This is a genomic window from uncultured Shimia sp., assembly GCF_947498095.1.
GTDB lineage: Bacteria > Pseudomonadota > Alphaproteobacteria > Rhodobacterales > Rhodobacteraceae > Shimia.
Genome location: NZ_CANMJE010000001.1, coordinates 189,951 through 206,777, shown reverse-complemented (window position 1 = coordinate 206,777; position 16,827 = coordinate 189,951). Strand labels below are relative to the sequence as shown.

At 56.9% G+C, this 16,827-nt stretch carries 18 protein-coding genes; 11 read left to right on the top strand and 7 right to left on the bottom strand.

Going from position 1 to position 16,827, the window contains the following annotated elements:
- Nucleotides 1–74: 74 nt before the first annotated feature.
- From Q0932_RS01050 to Q0932_RS01030, 5 genes are all read left to right on the top strand, one after another.
- Nucleotides 75–863 carry an exodeoxyribonuclease III gene (locus tag Q0932_RS01050; protein ID WP_299348691.1) on the top strand — a complete coding sequence of 263 codons (789 nt, stop codon included), beginning with the start codon at nucleotides 75–77 and terminating at the stop codon, nucleotides 861–863.
- Entirely contained in the window at nucleotides 863–1,333 is a 471-nt protein-coding gene (locus tag Q0932_RS01045; RefSeq protein WP_299348689.1) for a hypothetical protein, read from the top strand. Before Q0932_RS01050 ends, Q0932_RS01045 begins: the two co-directional genes overlap by 1 nt.
- Before the next feature lie 77 nt (nucleotides 1,334–1,410).
- Complete coding sequence (locus tag Q0932_RS01040; protein WP_299348686.1) at nucleotides 1,411–2,322, top strand: co-chaperone YbbN; 912 nt, start codon at nucleotides 1,411–1,413, stop codon at nucleotides 2,320–2,322.
- A 27-nt stretch (nucleotides 2,323–2,349) separates the two neighbouring features.
- Nucleotides 2,350–2,994 carry an LON peptidase substrate-binding domain-containing protein gene (locus Q0932_RS01035; protein WP_299348683.1) on the top strand — a complete coding sequence of 215 codons (645 nt, stop codon included), beginning with the start codon at nucleotides 2,350–2,352 and terminating at the stop codon, nucleotides 2,992–2,994.
- Nucleotides 2,991–3,176 (top strand): Trm112 family protein, encoded by a 186-nt coding sequence (locus Q0932_RS01030; RefSeq protein WP_299348679.1) that lies wholly within the window; start codon nucleotides 2,991–2,993, stop codon nucleotides 3,174–3,176. The genes Q0932_RS01035 and Q0932_RS01030 overlap by 4 nt, the downstream gene beginning before the upstream one ends.
- A gap of 6 nt (nucleotides 3,177–3,182) precedes the next feature.
- On the opposite strand, the gene Q0932_RS01025 is transcribed toward Q0932_RS01030, so the two are convergent.
- Nucleotides 3,183–4,433, bottom strand: a complete 1,251-nt coding sequence (locus tag Q0932_RS01025; protein WP_299348676.1) for a UbiH/UbiF/VisC/COQ6 family ubiquinone biosynthesis hydroxylase — start codon at nucleotides 4,431–4,433, stop codon at nucleotides 3,183–3,185.
- A 53-nt stretch (nucleotides 4,434–4,486) separates the two neighbouring features.
- Between Q0932_RS01025 and Q0932_RS01020 the strand changes: the two genes are divergently transcribed.
- From Q0932_RS01020 to Q0932_RS01005, 4 genes are all read left to right on the top strand, one after another.
- Entirely contained in the window at nucleotides 4,487–5,818 is a 1,332-nt protein-coding gene (locus Q0932_RS01020; RefSeq protein WP_299348673.1) for an amidase family protein, read from the top strand.
- Nucleotides 5,819–5,949: 131 nt separating this feature from the next.
- A complete protein-coding gene (locus Q0932_RS01015) occupies nucleotides 5,950–7,125 on the top strand; it encodes an aminotransferase class I/II-fold pyridoxal phosphate-dependent enzyme (protein WP_299348671.1) in 1,176 nt (391 codons plus the stop codon).
- Nucleotides 7,126–7,141: 16 nt separating this feature from the next.
- Nucleotides 7,142–9,952 (top strand): DNA translocase FtsK, encoded by a 2,811-nt coding sequence (locus Q0932_RS01010; protein WP_299348668.1) that lies wholly within the window; start codon nucleotides 7,142–7,144, stop codon nucleotides 9,950–9,952.
- A gap of 75 nt (nucleotides 9,953–10,027) precedes the next feature.
- Nucleotides 10,028–10,621 (top strand): outer membrane lipoprotein carrier protein LolA, encoded by a 594-nt coding sequence (locus tag Q0932_RS01005; RefSeq protein ID WP_299348665.1) that lies wholly within the window; start codon nucleotides 10,028–10,030, stop codon nucleotides 10,619–10,621.
- Nucleotides 10,622–10,642: 21 nt separating this feature from the next.
- On the opposite strand, the gene Q0932_RS01000 is transcribed toward Q0932_RS01005, so the two are convergent.
- Both Q0932_RS01000 and Q0932_RS00995 read right to left on the bottom strand, forming a co-directional pair.
- Entirely contained in the window at nucleotides 10,643–11,233 is a 591-nt protein-coding gene (locus tag Q0932_RS01000) for a transglycosylase SLT domain-containing protein (RefSeq protein WP_299348662.1), read from the bottom strand.
- A gap of 75 nt (nucleotides 11,234–11,308) precedes the next feature.
- Nucleotides 11,309–12,190, bottom strand: coding sequence for an AEC family transporter (locus Q0932_RS00995; protein ID WP_299348660.1), 882 nt, complete (start codon nucleotides 12,188–12,190; stop codon nucleotides 11,309–11,311).
- Between the two features lie 83 nt (nucleotides 12,191–12,273).
- Between Q0932_RS00995 and hspQ the strand changes: the two genes are divergently transcribed.
- The gene (gene hspQ, locus Q0932_RS00990) at nucleotides 12,274–12,600 is read left to right on the top strand and encodes a heat shock protein HspQ (RefSeq protein ID WP_299348657.1); all 327 of its coding nucleotides are present in this window, start codon (nucleotides 12,274–12,276) and stop codon (nucleotides 12,598–12,600) included.
- A gap of 20 nt (nucleotides 12,601–12,620) precedes the next feature.
- Here the strand turns inward: hspQ and Q0932_RS00985 are convergent, their stop codons facing one another.
- From Q0932_RS00985 to Q0932_RS00970, 4 genes are all read right to left on the bottom strand, one after another.
- On the bottom strand, nucleotides 12,621–13,007 hold the full coding sequence (locus tag Q0932_RS00985; protein ID WP_299348655.1) for a rhodanese-like domain-containing protein: 387 nt from the start codon (nucleotides 13,005–13,007) through the stop codon (nucleotides 12,621–12,623).
- 3 nt (nucleotides 13,008–13,010) lie between these two features.
- Nucleotides 13,011–14,588 carry a gamma-glutamyltransferase family protein gene (locus Q0932_RS00980; protein ID WP_299348653.1) on the bottom strand — a complete coding sequence of 526 codons (1,578 nt, stop codon included), beginning with the start codon at nucleotides 14,586–14,588 and terminating at the stop codon, nucleotides 13,011–13,013.
- Between the two features lie 64 nt (nucleotides 14,589–14,652).
- A complete protein-coding gene (locus tag Q0932_RS00975; protein WP_299348651.1) occupies nucleotides 14,653–15,087 on the bottom strand; it encodes an ATP-binding protein in 435 nt (144 codons plus the stop codon).
- A gap of 49 nt (nucleotides 15,088–15,136) precedes the next feature.
- A complete protein-coding gene (locus tag Q0932_RS00970) occupies nucleotides 15,137–15,466 on the bottom strand; it encodes an STAS domain-containing protein (protein ID WP_299348649.1) in 330 nt (109 codons plus the stop codon).
- Between the two features lie 187 nt (nucleotides 15,467–15,653).
- Between Q0932_RS00970 and Q0932_RS00965 the strand changes: the two genes are divergently transcribed.
- Entirely contained in the window at nucleotides 15,654–16,826 is a 1,173-nt protein-coding gene (locus tag Q0932_RS00965; RefSeq protein ID WP_299348647.1) for an acetyl-CoA C-acyltransferase, read from the top strand.
- Nucleotide 16,827 lies beyond the last annotated feature (1 nt).

Below are 16,827 nucleotides of genomic sequence, written 5' to 3'. Positions count from 1 at the left end.
CCCGTTTTTGTCAGTAGCAACTGGAGTTCAGACTAAGTAGGGTGGGCGCGATTTGATTAAGTTGGAGCGCGCCCATGTCCTTTACTCTTGCCACCTGGAACATCAACTCTGTGCGCCTGCGCGAGCCTATCGTGCTGAAATTGCTTGAAGAAGAGGCGCCGGATGTGTTGTGCCTTCAGGAGTGCAAGAGCCCAGTTGAGAAGATTCCGACCGAAGGCTTTGCAGCGCTAGGCTATACCCACATGGTGGCACGGGGACAGAAAGGCTACAACGGCGTTGCGATCCTGTCGAAGATTCCAATGGTTGAGGCGGGCGCCGAGGATTTTGCATCGCTGAACCATGCACGCCACATCGCGGGCAAGCTGGAAAACGGCGTCACGGTTCACAATTTCTATGTTCCAGCGGGGGGCGACAAGCCTGACCGCGAGGTGAACGAAAAGTTTGGCCAGAAACTGGATTACCTGACCGAGATGCGCGACTGGTTTCACGGCAACAAGCCGGAAAAGTCCATTCTTGTTGGGGATTTGAATATTGCGCCGCGCGAAGATGACGTTTGGGATCACAAGAAACTTTTGAAAATCGTCAGTCACACGCCGATCGAAGTTGAACATCTGGCCGAGACGCAAGACTCAGGCAATTGGGTAGACATCACCCGTCAGGATATTCCCGACGGACGCCTTTACAGTTGGTGGTCATACCGCGCCCGCGATTGGGATGCTGCGGACAAAGGCCGTCGCCTTGATCACATCTGGGCCACACCCGATATCTCAAACGCAGGGCATGGCAGTCGCGTTTTGCGTGATGCACGTGGCTGGGAAAAGCCCAGCGACCACGCGCCGGTGTTTGCCAGCTTTGATCTGTAATGCGGCGAGATCGCAAAAAGCCGCTGTATCGAAAAGTGAACACTCGCACGCATGGCGTGCGTCACGGTTGTGGTCGATTGAAAGAAAGTGCTGACCCTGACACCAAGAAAGGCATGCGCAAAGGTCTTCGCCACGGGTTGGATTACACGCCGCTGTACAAATACCTTCTGTCAAAGGTTGGGAAACCTTGGGCCGAAGTTTATTCCGAGGCGACCTCTCGATTGGACAGCGAAGAGCCCATCTGGGACATCGTTGCGCGCTCTGAATTGGATCAACAGGCGTTGGTTCGTGGCGGAGAGTCGTCTTATTACAATGGTTTATACGTTGATGACGATGGCTATCTGGTTAAGGTCGATCCCGCGTTGAACGCAGCCAACCTGCGCCCATTTTGTTCCTGTTGCACGCATACGTTCAACGGCGAACCCTTTGGGTTGCCTTTTCTTGATGCTTGGGATGAAAATCCTGACTGATTAATTGGCGTTGGCCCTTTGAAACGTCAGTGAACATCGTCATATAGAGGCCAACTGATAATTCGAGGACACGAACCATGCTGGAACTTGGACAAGGCGCAGCACCTGCGGCAGATTTGATCAAGGACGTTACAGAAGCGGACTTTATGGCAGATGTTGTCGAAGCATCCCAAACTGTTCCCGTCATCGTGGATTTCTGGGCACCCTGGTGTGGCCCATGTAAGACCTTGGGTCCGGCGCTCGAGGCGGCGGTGACTGCTGCTGGTGGGGCGGTCAAGATGGCTAAAGTCAATGTTGACGAAAACCAGATGATCGCAGGGCAATTGCGGGTTCAGTCGATTCCGACTGTTTTTGCCTTTTGGCAGGGGCAGCCCATTGATGGGTTTCAGGGAGCGTTGCCGCCAAGCGAGATCACCGCGTTTGTAGACCGGGTCATAGAGGCCTCTGGGGGTGCTGCGGATGGCGGGCTGGAAGAAGCCGTTGAAGCCGCAGAAGAGATGCTCGCCGCAGGCGATGCACAGTCCGCTGGTGAAACCTTTGCTGCAATCCTTGAACAGGATCAGTCGAACGTCGCTGCTTTTGGTGGCTTGGCGCGGGCGAACATCGCGATGGGCGCTTTGGATCAGGCCGAGGCCGTGCTGAATGGCGCGCCTGCCGAAATGGCGGAAGCTCCCGAGATCGAAGCGGCCCATGCGCAGTTGGAACTCGCGCGTCAGGCCGAGAATGCGGGTCCCGTTGCTGAGTTGCGTGCGGCTGTGGAGGCCGATCCGGGCAATCATCAATTGCGCCTTGATCTGGCACAGGCGCTTCACGCCGCCGGGGAAACCGAAGCGGCTGTTGACGAACTGTTGGATTTGTTCCGCCGCGACCGAGAATGGAACGATGGCGCGGCCAAGGCGCAGCTGTTCACAATCTTCGATTCGCTCAAGCCAAATGATCCTGTGGTGTTGAACGGTCGTCGCAAGCTGAGTTCAATCATATTTGCCTGAGAGCGCGAATGCGCTACCATTTGGACTATGTTCAAAGTCGCTGATCTGCCGGATACACTGGCCATTTTTCCGTTGCCCGGGGCGCTTCTATTGCCCCGTTCACGCTTGCCGTTGCACATCTTTGAACCGCGCTACCTGACCATGCTTGATGATGCGTTGAAAACTCCGGAGCGGCTTATTGGCATGGTTCAGCCCAATGATGTGCCGGGTCGCGATGGTGCTGGGCTGCACATGATCGGCTGTGCTGGACGTATCACTCAGTTCTCTGAAACCGAGGATCATCGGTACTTGATCACGCTGTCGGGCGTATCACGTTTTCGGGTGCTTCGAGAGGTCGAAGGGTTTCAGCCCTATCGCCGTTGCGATGTCAGTTGGGAGGGCTTCGAACGTGATCTTGGCCCTTCGGAAAAAGACGAGGTGTTTGCACGCGCCGATTTTATGGCGCTCTTGGAAAAATACTTTGGCGCCATGGATCTGTCGACGGACTGGGATACGCTCAAAGATGCAAATGACGAGTTGCTGATAAACTCTCTGTCGATGCTGCTGGACCTCGCGCCAGAGGATAAGCAGGCCTTGTTAGAGGCCCCTAGCTTGGCAACCCGACGGGAAACGCTTATCACTCTGATCGAATTTGCGCTGCTGGGCGGCGCCGGAGAGGATTTGATGCAATGAGCGACGCGAAAACCGGCTTGGACCGACGTATGTTAGAGGCGTTGATCTGTCCCGAGACCCGCAACACACTGAAATACGATGCGGAAGCTCAGGAACTGATTTCGGAAACCGCCAAGTTGGCTTTTCCTATCCGCAACGGTATCCCGGTCATGCTGGTGGATGAGGCGCGAAAGATCGACTAACGCCGGTCAGCGCATCAAGTTCGGCAGTTCTCCGGTTAGTCCAGCTGCTTCTCTCATAAAGGTACGGCGCAGGGCAGGGGAGGCATTGACCAAACCCATGCCAATGTCGCGCCCCAGTCGTAGCAACGGATTGTCGTTTGAAAACAATTTGTTGGTAAGGTCTGTCGCCGCCACTAGAGCATGCGTGTCAAAGCGACGCCATTCCTGAAAACGCTCAAGAACGTCAATACTGGAAAAATCTTCGCCGCGTTTTTTCGCCTCGTCCAGGATTTGCACCAACGCCCCGACATCGCGCAGACCGGCGTTCAGGCCTTGCCCGGCGATGGGGTGCATACCGTGGGCGGCATCCCCAACCAGGGCGACACGCTCTGCCACGAATTCGTTCGCAACAGTCAAATTCAGCGGATAAGTGAACCGTGCCCCGGCCAGCTCAATCTCACCAAGGAAATCTCCGAAACGAGGGCGTAGCATGGCCATATAATCTTCGTCTGAAAGAGCGTGAATACGGCGGGCATTCTCGTCGGTTTCGCTCCAGACAATTGAGGACATGTTACCGGGGAGTGGCAGGATCGCGAGTGGTCCGGGAGGCATAAAGAACTGATGGGCAATCCCGTTGTGCGGCTTTTCGTGTGCAATGGCGCAAACCAAGGCCGTTTGGCCGTAACCCCAGCCCGTGCGTTTGATGCCAGCCCGTTTTGCCACACCGCTTTGACGCCCGTCGCATCCAACCAAAAGACGTGCACGCAGCGTTTTGCCAGTGGCCAAAGTGACCGTCACACCCGTCGTGTCGATCTCTTGCCCGACAACGCTGTCTTCGGTGATCTTGGTAATGCGCTCTTGTTCCTGCATAGCATCCAGAAAAGCACGGTACAGAAAGCGGTCTTCGAGCATAAAGCCCATTGGGCCTTCTTCGATTTCTGTGTGGTCGAAATGCAGGAAGAACGGCGATGGGCCCTCACCCGAGCGGCCATCGGACACCTTGATTTCGTTCATGGGCTGGGCGCTTTCAGCGACACGTTGCCAGACGCCAATGGCGCTCAGCAGTCGTTTTGAGGCCAAGGCCAAGGCATAGCCGCGCCCATCGAAATTGTCGCCTGCACGCGCGGTTTCCGGGCGGGCGTCCACAACGGTCACGTTGAACCCGGCCCGTGCCAGCCCCAGCGCCAAGGCCGGGCCATTAAGGCCACCGCCAGAGATCAGAATATCGGTGTCATAGCTCATGGACATCAATATGCGCGAGTCTGTGGGATTGTCCATGCTACCCAAGGCCGCTACCGTCATATTCACGGGGATAAGGCGAGGGAATTGCAATGTTTGATTGGTTAGAGATGAGCGCGGCCGATCTGGGGCGTGGAATTGGAGATGGGTCAATTGACCCTGTGGCACTGACACAGGCCTTTCTTGGGGCCATCGACAGTCATGATGCCCGTGACAGGATATACTCAGTCGTGACCTATGATCGGGCTCTGGCCGAGGCTGAGGCGGCGGCAGAACGCGCCCGCGCCGGTCAACGTCTATCTCTGCTGGATGGCGTCCCGATCAGTTGGAAAGACCTGTTTGACAGTGCGGGCGTAGCAACCGAAGCCGGATCGCGCCTTTTGAAGGGGCGGGTGCCTGAGCAAGACGCGCAGGTACTCATCAATGCGACCGCAATGGGTTTGGTCTGCCTTGGGAAAACACATATGTCCGAATTGGCGTTCTCTGGTCTTGGATTGAACCCGATGACGGCGACGCCACCTTGCATCAACGATCCACGGGCGGTTCCCGGCGGGTCATCTTCTGGGGCCGCAGCGTCAGTGGCTTTTGGGTTGGCGGCGGTTGGTGTCGGGTCAGACACCGGCGGGTCGGTTCGCATCCCGTCGGCTTGGAACGATCTCGTCGGTCTGAAAACGACCGAAGGTCGGGTGTCGGCAGACGGTGTTGTTCCGTTGTGCGAGCGGTTTGATACGGTCGGGCCCCTGTGCCGCACGGTTGAAGACGCGGCCATGATGCTGGCTATGCTCGAAGGGGGGCAAGTGGCTGATCTTCGCGGCGCAAGCCTTCAGGGTAAGCGGTTTGCGGTTCTTCAGACTGCGGCCTTTGACGACGTTCGCGAGGCGCCTTTGGCGGCCTTTCAAGACGCCGTTGCGCGCTTGGGTGATATGGGCGCCGAAATTGAAGAGATCGATGCCCCAGAAGTGGCCAATGCCCTTCAGCTCAGTGCACCACTGTTCACTGCAGAAGCCTATGGATTGTGGCGGGACGTGATCGAAGCCTCACCGGACTTGATGTTTGATCAGGTTTTGGAACGTTTCCGGGCTGGAGCCGGCTTTGATGGTCCAACCTATGTCGCCGCATGGAAATCTCTTGAGGCTTTGCGGCTCGAATGGGACCAACGCGTCGCCAGCTATGATGCAGTTCTCTTGCCAACAGCCCCTATTCTGCCACCGGACGCAGATCGTCTTATGAATGATCACGAGTATTACGTGGTCGAGAACCTTCTGGCGCTGCGAAACACCCGGATCGGCAATCTGATGGGGCTATGTGGGGTTTCCCTGCCAACCAACGCGCCTAGTTGTGGGTTGATGATGCTGGGTGCGCCGATGGAAGAAGAGCGCCTGTTGCGTGTGGCTGCAGCCGTAGAACCGGTGATCCGCACCTAAGCGCCAAAGTGCGGCTGACTCAAAAGACACAACTGTCGGAAACGCAGGCATTTTTCTGGACGTAGAGGGCTTGCTTGGGTAATTTGGGGTCAAACGGGGCGCAATGACCCCGAACCTTGAGGCAGTTGAAGATGTTTCCCGAGCGGTTCTCGAACCTACCGGCTTATGCGTTCCCGCGTTTGCGCGCGCTGTTGGATCACCATCAGCCCGGCGGCGACGTTGTGCATATGACCATCGGAGAGCCGAAACATAAGTTTCCGGCTTGGGTTACGGATGTCATCGCCGAACACGCCGAAGGATTTAACCGCTATCCCCCGAACGAGGGCGCGCCCGAATTGCTGGACGCGATCTCTGATTGGATCATGCAGAGGTATGATGTTTCTGTGCCGGAGAGCCAGATCATGGCTTTGAACGGCACACGCGAAGGGCTTTACAACGCGGCAATGGCGCTGTGTCCCGAAACCAAGAACGGCCACCGCCCTGTCGTTTTGACGCCAAACCCGTTTTACCAAGTCTATGCCGTTGCCGCGATTTCCGTCGGGGCCGAACCGGTGTTCGTCAACACCACCGCCGAGACCGGGTTTCTGCCAGATTACGCAGGCCTGCCGGCCGATGCCCTGGATCGCACCGCAATCGCCTATATCTGTACACCCTCCAACCCGCAGGGGGCGGTGGCGGATCGAGCGTATTGGTCAACGTTGTTTGCGCTGGCCGAAAAACACGATTTCAAGATTTTTGCTGACGAATGCTACTCCGAGATTTACCGGACCACACCGCCTGTGGGCGCTCTGGAGATGGCGGCCGAACTGGGCGCCGATCCAGAGCGCGTGGTGGTGTTTCACTCGCTGTCCAAACGCTCGAACCTTCCAGGATTGCGCTCGGGGTTCGTTGCAGGCGGGCCAGAGAGCATTCGCCGTATTCGTCAGCTGCGGGCCTATTCCGGGGCGCCGTTGCCTTTGCCGTTGCAGATGGCGGCGGCAAAGGTTTGGGCCGACGAGGCGCATGTTGTCGAAAACCGCGCGCTCTATGCCGAGAAGTTTGAGGCTGCGGATGATATCCTGTCGGGGGTTCCCGGCTATGTCAGCCCGCCAGCAGGGTTTTTCCTGTGGTTACCTGTCGACAAGGGCGAAGCTGCTGCGATGAAAGCATGGACTGAGACTGGCATCCGGGTTTTGCCCGGAGCCTATCTCAGCCGCGATACAGAAGCCGGAAACCCCGGCGAAAAATTTATTCGAGTCGCCTTGGTGGCTCCAAAAACCGAGGTACAGCGCGCGCTGACGACATTGCGCGACTGTCTCTACGGATAAGAACGAGGGAACGAGTATGGCATATCAGGCAAGGGGCCGAGATCCACTTTTGGATAGCACGACACAAGCCGCTATTGAGAAACGCGGCAAGGAACTGGTTGGCATTGCGCTGATCGTCCTGGGATGTATGGCCGCGGCCATGATCACGTCATATGACCCCAATGATCCCAGCTGGATCTCTGCAACGGATGCCCCTGTCAAAAACTGGATGGGTGGTTTGGGCGCCTCGATCGCCGCACCCTTGTTCATGATTGTCGGCTGGGGCAGCTGGGGTTTGCCCATGTTGTTTGGAGCCTGGGGTCTTCGGTTCGTCCTGCATGTCGGAGAAGACCGGGCCCTCAGCCGCGTTATTTTTGCACCCATTATGATCGCCTTGGCGTCTGTCTATGCCTCTACTCTCGTTCCCGGATCAAGCTGGACACATAGTTTTGGTCTGGGCGGCCTGTTTGGCGACACCGTTCTGGGCGCTGTCCTGACAATCCTTCCAATTGGTGCTGCGACCGGGCTCAAAGTGATGTCTTTGGTCGTCGGCCTCGCCTTTGTAACCTTGGCAGCCTTTGTCCTTGGCTTCACGCGCCCCGAACTGAAACAGATTGTACGTTTTCTGATTGTTGGCGTGATCCTGAGCTATGCACAGATCATGACCCTTTTGGGCAAAGGAATGGGCGGTGCGGCGCTAGCAGCACAAAACGCCAAGCAACGCCGGGCAGAACGCAAAGCGGACGCCGAAGCAGAAATGCAAGCCGCGGCCCAGACCGGTTGGGATGACGTGGTTCTCGAAGCCGAGCCAAAGCTGAGAGCTCCGGTTGAGCCTGAAGCGCCTGCCAAGGTTGGTCTGTTGGCTCGCATGCCCGCGCTGATCAAGCGCACAGACCCCATGCCCGAACCCGAGTTGGTCGAAAACGTCTTTGCCGATGATTTCGACGATGCACCCGGAGAAGACCGTATCCGCGCCAAGATCGCCGACGTGATCCGCACGCGCAAGGAACAGTCGGAGTATCCGCAGGAACCGCCAGTCGAGGAAGTAGCGCCCCTAACCCAGGGACGTGGTCCGGATCCCTTGATACTAAACGCAGCACCGCATAACGGTTTGCCTCCTGAGCCTCCGCTGACAGCATCCCCGGCCGCAATGGATGCCGAGTCATCAATGGACGTATTGCCCTTGCAACACGAGCCGGTCGCGACGCCACAGGCGCCTGTCATTCCTACGGCAGAACCTCGCAAGGTCGTACAGCCACGTCAAAACAAGGCGGTGCAACCGTCGACGCGTGCCAAAGCCGAAGCGCAGCCCTCGCTCGCGTTCGAGGACAATAAGGCCGAGTTTGAATTGCCTCCGCTCAACCTGTTGGCCAACCCTATGGACATTCAACGGCATCACCTGAGCGATGAGGCCTTGGAAGAAAACGCTCGGATGCTTGAGGCGGTTCTGGACGACTACGGCGTCAAAGGCGAGATTGTCAGTGTGCGTCCGGGCCCCGTGGTCACGATGTACGAGCTTGAGCCCGCGCCGGGTCTTAAAGCGTCGCGCGTAATTGGCCTGTCCGATGACATTGCACGTTCCATGTCGGCCCTCTCTGCCCGTGTGTCCACGGTGCCGGGCCGCAGCGTGATTGGTATCGAACTGCCAAATGAAAACCGCGAAAAAGTGGTCCTGCGCGAGATTCTGTCTAGCCGTGATTTCGATGACACCAACATGAAACTACCACTGGCTCTGGGTAAGGATATCGGCGGCGACTCGGTTGTCGCAAACCTTGCCAAGATGCCTCACCTGCTGATCGCAGGGACAACCGGCTCGGGTAAATCCGTGGCGATCAACACAATGATCCTGTCACTGCTCTATCGCCTGACCCCGGAAGAGTGTCGCATGATCATGATCGATCCCAAGATGCTGGAACTCAGCGTCTATGATGGCATTCCCCACTTGCTCAGCCCCGTTGTGACGGACCCCAAAAAGGCGGTTGTTGCCCTGAAATGGGTCGTCGGCGAGATGGAAGAGCGTTATCGCAAGATGTCCAAAATGGGCGTTCGCAATATCGACGGATACAACGGCCGTGTCGCGGATGCGCTAGGCAAGGGCGAGATGTTCAGCCGTACGGTCCAGACGGGTTTTGACGACGATACCGGCGAACCAGTGTTCGAGACTGAAGAGTTGATGCCAGAAAAGATGCCATACATCGTGGTTATCGTCGACGAGATGGCTGACCTGATGATGGTCGCGGGTAAAGAGATCGAAGCCTGTATCCAGCGTCTGGCGCAGATGGCGCGAGCCTCAGGTATTCACATCATCATGGCAACTCAGCGCCCCTCGGTCGACGTGATCACCGGTACGATCAAGGCGAACTTCCCCACCCGAATTTCTTTCCAGGTGACCTCGAAAATCGATAGCCGCACCATTCTGGGTGAAATGGGTGCCGAACAACTGTTGGGAATGGGCGACATGCTCTACATGGCGGGTGGCGCCAAGATCACGCGCTGCCATGGCCCCTTTGTCAGTGATGAAGAGGTCGAAGAGATAGTAAACCATCTCAAGAGCTTTGGAGAGCCAGAGTATGTTGGCGGTGTTGTCGAGGGGCCTGAAGAAGGTGCCGCTGACAATATTGATGCAGTTCTTGGGCTGGGTGGCAACACGGATGGCGAAGATGCGCTCTACGATCAGGCCGTGGCGATTGTTATCAAGGATCGCAAGTGCTCGACCTCGTACATCCAGCGCAAATTGGCGATTGGCTACAACAAAGCGGCCCGATTGGTCGAACAGATGGAAGATCAGAATTTGGTCAGCGCTGCCAACCATGTCGGAAAGCGCGAAATTCTGGTGCCCGAGCAGTAATCGGCGGAAACGCGCAAATGTGATCGTGCCGGGGTGTATCTGGCACGATCCAATGACTACCTATGAGGCATGAAGATGTTGCGTATCCTCACCGCGCCCGCCGCGTTTCTGGCAATGGCATTGCCCACGATGGCCGAAATCCTACCGCTGCAGGATATTTCGGACTATCTCAACGATCTCAAAACGGCCAAGACTGCCTTTACGCAGGTCAACGATGACGGATCAATTTCGACCGGCCAGTTTTACTTAAAACGACCTGGCCGCGTGCGATTTGAGTATGATCCCCCTGCCGAGGCAATGGTCTTGGCCAGTGCCAACACAGTCGCGATTTTTGACGGGCGATCGAACCAACCCCCGGAAACCTATCCGCTGAAACGTACGCCGCTGTCGGTGATCCTTGCGCGCAAGGTAGATCTGGACAAAGCCAACATGGTGGTCGGCCATTCGTTTGACGGCACAGCCACGGTGGTTACGGCGCAAGATCCGGAGCATCCGGAATATGGCAACATTCAGCTAATGTTTACCGCCGACCCGGTGCAATTGCGTCAGTGGATCATCAATGACGGGTCTGGTGGCAAAACCACTGTCATTCTGGGTGACATGGATGTTGGGCTTAACCTGAAGAACACGCTCTTCAACATTGAGCTTCATATGGGCCGCACGCAGTAAATCGCGCGACCCATGTTTGCGTCAGCGAATACGCGCGCATTTCTCTAGCTGGAACTGGTACATCACGGCCCGATCCTGGACCTCTTGCGCAATGCGCATCAGCCAGGACTTGTTTTTGTACGTCCCGCGGGCAAAGCCGGTATGGCCGTCGTGATAGGCCAGATACTGATTGCGCGCGTCGCTCAGAGATATGCCGTTACGCTCTTTGGTTTCGTTCATGTACCAGCCCATGAAATCTGTCGCATCGCGGATGTTGTCGCGACGGGCAGACCGGCTGCCGGTTTCGCGGCGGTACTGATCCCAAGTTGCGTCCAGCGCTTGCGAATAGCCAAAGGCGCTGCTCTGGCGGCCCATCGGTAGCACGCCCAACACGTATTTATAGGGCGTTCGCGCATCAGCGTCGAACTTGCTCTCTTGATAGATGATGGCCATTTGCACGTTGACCGGGACCCCCCACTTGCGCTGGGTGGCCTTGAACGCCTTGATGAATTGCGGGCGCTGTTTCAGGATTGAACAGGCATCATCCAGATTACGCGGCGGAGTATCATACCCTCCTCCGCCACAGGATGCGACCAGCACAAAGATCATCAGCGCGCGAAAGAATCTGCTCATCTGCCTCTCGCTATGTTTTTGTATTTTTTTGCAGTCTACCCGATTGCTGCGGATGGGGAAATCACAAAGCCGCGTTTAGACCAGAAGTGCGATCAAAAGAGGCAGACCGGCAACGGACGTTAGGGTCGAGACAACGACAAAACCGGCCACGGCCTCGCTGTCCGCACCATACTTCTCGGCCAAAAGATATGCGGTGACCGCGACAGGCGTCGCCAGTTGCAGCACCAGCACCCCAAAAGAAATTTCATCAAGCTGAAAGGCCAACCCAACACCCCAGGCAATCGCAGCGCAAAGCACCAGCTTGACAAGGGACAATCCAATCGCAATTCCAACGCGGCCTGGTGTAAGCCTCGCCACCGCGACGCCCAATGTGATCAGCATCATCGGAATGGCCATCTGGCCAACCAGTTCAAGTGTATTTGTAAGGAAACGAGGCGTTTCCCAGCCCTGCCACAGGAACACGGCCCCCAACAAGGTGGCGCCAATCATGGGCTCTTTCAGGATCTTCAGAAACGACCCGCGCCCTGCCACAAGCCAGATCCCGATTGTAAATGACAGCACGGCACTGACCGCGAGCAGAACGACCGCGCGCTCTAGTCCTGGCTGTCCAAATGCAAACAATGCCAACGGCAACCCAAGATTTCCGGTGTTGCCAAAGATAAAGGGCGCCAGATAGGTGCGTTGATTTAGGCGTAAAATCGCCAAAATCAGGCCCCCAGCGGCGCCAACCAGCCCATAGGCCACGACCGAAGCAAGCGTCAGCTGGCCCAAAGCGGCCAAATCCACCTTGGTTTTCATCAGGGCGACAAAAATCAGAGCGGGCACAGCTAGCGTCATCGCCAAGCGCGTAACAAACTGAATTCTATATTCAAACCCGGCTTTGACCCATGCAAAGCCAATGCCCGCCAACAGGAATACCGGCGAAACGATCTCGAGGACTGTTAAGGCAAGGTTCACAGACTGTTTCCCTAAAAAAGGCTCCGAGCGTTGGACAAATGGCCCTTGAAAGGTCTACCTTTGAGGGGTAGGGGCTGCAAGTAATGTTGAAGACACGTGCAAGATATCATCTCGGGCAGATTGTCCGTCACCGAAAGTATCCCTTTCGGGGGGTCGTGTTTGATGTAGACCCAGAGTTTTCCAATACCGATGAATGGTATGACGCGATCCCCGAGGACGTACGTCCGGTCAAGGATCAGCCGTTTTATCACCTTTTGGCGGAAAATGATCAGACCTACTATGTCGCCTATGTGTCCGAGCAGAACCTGATCGCCGACTATTCCGGCGAGCCTGTCAGCCATCCGGATATCGGTGACCTTTTTGGCCCGTTTGAAGACGGCGCTTATCCGCTGCACTTCCAGCTGAACTAATCCAGATTTCCAGGGCAGCGTTACGCAGTGTCGATCGGGGCACCGCGTGATTTCCACGCGCTGAAACCGCCTTCCATCTCGGCCACATTTTCGGCGCCCATGTCTTGCAGGGTCTTCACAGCCAACGCGGATCGCCAGGCGCTTGCACAAAACAGAATAAGCTTTTTGTCCGTTGCAAACTCGACCTTGTGGTAGGGGCTGGCCGGATCCATCCAAAACTCAAGCATGCCGCGCGGCGCATGCATTGCATCCGTGATACGGCCTTCGCGCTTCAGTTCGCGGATGTCTCGGATGTCGACAAACCGCGCCTTGCCTGCGGCCACGAGTGCTTGGGCATCTTCTTGCGACAGGGTTTCAATCTCTTCTTTTGCCTTGGCAACGAGTGATTTTACAGGGGTGATCGCCATTGTTCAGTATCCTATTGCACAGCCGTCTTTGCGGGGGTCTGATGCGCCTTCCAAGACGCCATTTTCGTGAAGTCGGATCGCCTGAGCACCGCCAATAGGGCCCGGGGGTATCGACACGTTGTGTCCCATATCTGCAAGCTCTTGGCGCACGTGGTCAGAGTATCCGCGTTCAACTTTCATCTCGCCATTTTCCGAGAAGCATCGCGGCGCGTCGATAGCGCCCTGTGGGTCCATGCCGAAATCAACCATATTTGACAGGAACCGGGCGTGGCCATTCGGTTGGTACGCGCCGCCCATCACGCCAAATGGCATCACGACCTGTCCGTCTTGGCGAAGCATTCCGGGAATGATGGTGTGCATGGGGCGCTTGCCGCCCGCCAACTCATTTGGATGCCCTTCCTCAAGGGTAAAGCCCGCACCACGGTTCTGCATCAGAATGCCGAATTTCTCCGACGCAATGCCCGAGCCGAAGCCATAAAAGATCGAATAGATCAGTGACACGGCCATCCGGTCGCGATCCACGACTGTAATGTAGACAGTGTCTTTGTGAACCGTCTCGCTCAGCGGTTTAGCCGCTTTCATAGCGCGTTTGGGATCGATCAATGCGGCCAGTTTCGCCGCCGTTTCGGCAGCCAACATGTGATCCAGCCGCGTTGTATGATCGGGGTCTGTGATGAACCGGTTTCGTGCATCATATGCCAGCTTTGAAGCTTCGGCTTCGATATGGGCGCGCTCCGCTCCGAACGGATCCATGCTGGCGATGTCGAAATGCTTGAGGATGTTGAGCAAGAGGATCGCCGTCGCGCCTTGTCCGTTTGGTGGGTGCTCAATCAACTCCATATCCTTGTAAAGGCCACTCACGGGATCAGTGGCATTGCCCCGAGTAGCAGCAAAGTCCGCCATGTCGTGGACGCCACCGGCCGCGCGCAGGGCCGCGACCATGTCCTCGGCAATTTCGCCCTCGTAAAATGCGTCACGCCCTTTGGCGGCGATGCGGCGCAAGACTTCGGCTTGACCCGGCGAGCGGAACATCTGGCCAATGCGGGGCGCTTCTCCGTCGATCAGGTAATGGTCGCGGGCTGCGCCTTTGAGGATACTGGCACCTTGCTCATAATCAAATGCGACCCGGGGCGAGATTGGAACACCTGCATCGGCGTAGTGGATGGCAGGTTGCAGAATACGATCAATGCCAAGCTTGCCAAAGGTCTGGCTGAGCTGGCAGAATCCGTCGATGGCGCCCGGCAATGAGACAGCTTCAGCACTGAACAACGGGATTGCTTTCATTCCTTTGGCACGCAAATCCGCTGCCGAGGCTGCCGCAGGTGCGCGCCCCGAGCCATTGAAGGCCAAAACATCTTCATTGCCAGCCGGCGACACCAGGGCAAAGCAGTCTCCGCCAATGCCCGTGCTTTGAGGTTCGCAGATACCCAGCAAAACTGCGCCCGCGATGGCGGCATCCATCGCATTTCCGCCCTGCTTTAGAATATCAAGAGCGGATTGCGCGGCCAACGGATGGGATGTGGCACATATCCCGTTTTCTGCAAACACTCCGGACCGACCCGGTAATTGAAAGTCTCGCATGTACTGTCCCCTCGCGTGGTAAAAGTGACAGTAGGGCCGGGGTTTCAAATTGCCAATTCCCAAGTCAGTGAAATGGGATAAGAAAGCTCAGGCTATTGCGGCCTGATCTGCGCTGATAGGTCAGGTCGCGGGCCAGCATGTGCACCATTGCCCATCCGAATCCTCCTTCGGGAAGATCCTGAAGCGGGGTGTTGATCCTTGGCAGGGCTTTGCCGGGTATCTTACCGTCGGGCAGTGGGCATCCATTATCGATGACACTGAACTGCCAACCGGTCTTGACCGCTTCCCCTTTGGCTTCGACCAGACCGGGGTGTTTGTCGTCCAGGGCGTGTTCAACCACGTTGTTCAGCACTTCGGCTAAAACGGTTTCCGCGCGTCCCAACAAGTCATTGTCCACCTCGGCAGATTTGATTTCGGCGCGAATGATCAAGAGCGCCCTGCGCACCCCTCTGGGAGAGCCAGGAAAGCGAACTGAAAAGCATTTCTTTTCCTGAGGCATGACCACTGGTCCCGGTTGAGATGAGGGCCGACAGCGTGCTGGCAGCAGTTTACCCCGCAAGTGCTTCCCCGAGCGAGGAATGGATTTTGAAAACGGTATCCATGCGTGTCAGTCGAAAGACCCTCTCCACGTTTTCATTTAATCCCGCCAGATCCAGCCGACGGTCACTGCCCAGTTGCTTCATGGCAGCTACGATGGCTCCCAGTCCGCTCGAATCGATGAAATCCACCTGGGCAAGGTTCAACACGACCCGGTTTGATGCATCTTCGGTTTCTTCGCGCATCTTGTCCTTGAACTGGATGGCGACGGCCGCATCAATGCGGGTTTCATTCACAGTAACCACCAACGCCCCGTTTTCGGCCTTACTCGACAGGTTCATTGCCAACCCTTTCCTGAATAGTGTTGCGCTCACCCTAGGGGCCAAATCTTACCAATCGGTGTGTGCCTCCCGTATTTTTGCGGAATGGACCTTGGTCACAGATGTGGCCAAAATGGCCTGAAACATCCTCGCAATGATTTGGCTTCAGGAACGGGCCAAAGACGCAGGTCGTTATAGGAGATCCGAAATGAAAACTGTTGTGATTGCCGGGGCCGCCCGGACTCCGATGGGTGGCTTTCAAGGCGCCTTTGATGGTGTTGAGGCCGCTGCGCTGGGTGGGGCTGCGATTAAAGCGGCGCTGGCAGATGCCAAGACCGATACCGTGGACGAGGTGCTGATGGGCTGCGTTCTGCCTGCGGGTCAAGGTCAGGCACCCGCACGGCAGGCCGGATTTGCTGGCGGCTTGGGCGAAGACGTGCCGGCCACCACGCTCAACAAGATGTGTGGTTCTGGCATGAAGGCCGCGATGATGGGCTTTGACGCCATTGCGCTTGGCGACCGTGACGTGATGATTGCGGGTGGTATGGAGAGCATGACCAACGCGCCGTATGTCCTGCCCAAAATGCGCGGCGGGGCTCGGATCGGCCACCAACAGGTTCAGGATCATATGTTCCTCGACGGGCTGGAAGACGCCTATGACAAGGGCCGCCTGATGGGCACCTTTGCCGAGGATTGCGCTGAGTCGTTCCAATTCACCCGCGAAGCACAGGACGAATACGCCCTGAAATCGTTGTCCAACGCCTTGGAAGCGCAGAGTTCCGGCGCGTTTGAGGGTGAGATTGCTCCCGTCACTCTCGCCACTCGCAAAGGCGATGTAGTTGTTGGTGAAGATGAACAGCCCGGTAATGCCCGGCCTGAAAAGATCCCACAACTGAAACCGGCCTTTCGTAAAGAAGGCACCGTCACGGCGGCCAATTCGTCGTCGATTTCGGATGGGGCGGCGGCTTTGGTGATGGCGTCCGAAGACGTCGCTGCCGCACAGGGTCTAAACATTCGCGCACGCGTTATCGGTCATGCAAGTCACGCCCAGGCACCGGGCTTGTTCACCACGGCACCGGTTCCCGCGGCGCAGAAACTCTTGAAGAAAATCGGCTGGTCCAAAGATGACGTCGACCTTTGGGAGGTGAACGAAGCCTTTGCCGTTGTGCCCATGGCCTTCATGCATGAAATGGGTCTGTCGCGCGACATTGTGAACGTGAATGGCGGCGCTTGTGCGCTAGGCCACCCGATCGGGGCCTCGGGCGCGAGGATCATGGTCACACTGCTAAACGCACTTGAGAAACGCGGCCTGAAACGCGGCGTTGCAGCCATCTGCATCGGCGGTGGCGAAGGCACGGCCATCGCGATCGAACGTGTCTGAC

Coding starts and splice junctions, on each gene's coding strand:
- Q0932_RS01050 (WP_299348691.1), top strand. CDS start 75: ATGTCCTTTACTCTTGCCACCTGGAACATCAACTCTGTGCGCCTGCGC.
- Q0932_RS01045 (WP_299348689.1), top strand. CDS start 863: ATGCGGCGAGATCGCAAAAAGCCGCTGTATCGAAAAGTGAACACTCGC.
- Q0932_RS01040 (WP_299348686.1), top strand. CDS start 1,411: ATGCTGGAACTTGGACAAGGCGCAGCACCTGCGGCAGATTTGATCAAG.
- Q0932_RS01035 (WP_299348683.1), top strand. CDS start 2,350: ATGTTCAAAGTCGCTGATCTGCCGGATACACTGGCCATTTTTCCGTTG.
- Q0932_RS01030 (WP_299348679.1), top strand. CDS start 2,991: ATGAGCGACGCGAAAACCGGCTTGGACCGACGTATGTTAGAGGCGTTG.
- Q0932_RS01025 (WP_299348676.1), bottom strand. CDS start 4,433: ATGGACAATCCCACAGACTCGCGCATATTGATGTCCATGAGCTATGAC.
- Q0932_RS01020 (WP_299348673.1), top strand. CDS start 4,487: ATGTTTGATTGGTTAGAGATGAGCGCGGCCGATCTGGGGCGTGGAATT.
- Q0932_RS01015 (WP_299348671.1), top strand. CDS start 5,950: ATGTTTCCCGAGCGGTTCTCGAACCTACCGGCTTATGCGTTCCCGCGT.
- Q0932_RS01010 (WP_299348668.1), top strand. CDS start 7,142: ATGGCATATCAGGCAAGGGGCCGAGATCCACTTTTGGATAGCACGACA.
- Q0932_RS01005 (WP_299348665.1), top strand. CDS start 10,028: ATGTTGCGTATCCTCACCGCGCCCGCCGCGTTTCTGGCAATGGCATTG.
- Q0932_RS01000 (WP_299348662.1), bottom strand. CDS start 11,233: ATGAGCAGATTCTTTCGCGCGCTGATGATCTTTGTGCTGGTCGCATCC.
- hspQ (WP_299348657.1), top strand. CDS start 12,274: ATGTTGAAGACACGTGCAAGATATCATCTCGGGCAGATTGTCCGTCAC.
- Q0932_RS00985 (WP_299348655.1), bottom strand. CDS start 13,007: ATGGCGATCACCCCTGTAAAATCACTCGTTGCCAAGGCAAAAGAAGAG.
- Q0932_RS00980 (WP_299348653.1), bottom strand. CDS start 14,588: ATGCGAGACTTTCAATTACCGGGTCGGTCCGGAGTGTTTGCAGAAAAC.
- Q0932_RS00975 (WP_299348651.1), bottom strand. CDS start 15,087: ATGCCTCAGGAAAAGAAATGCTTTTCAGTTCGCTTTCCTGGCTCTCCC.
- Q0932_RS00970 (WP_299348649.1), bottom strand. CDS start 15,466: ATGAACCTGTCGAGTAAGGCCGAAAACGGGGCGTTGGTGGTTACTGTG.
- Q0932_RS00965 (WP_299348647.1), top strand. CDS start 15,654: ATGAAAACTGTTGTGATTGCCGGGGCCGCCCGGACTCCGATGGGTGGC.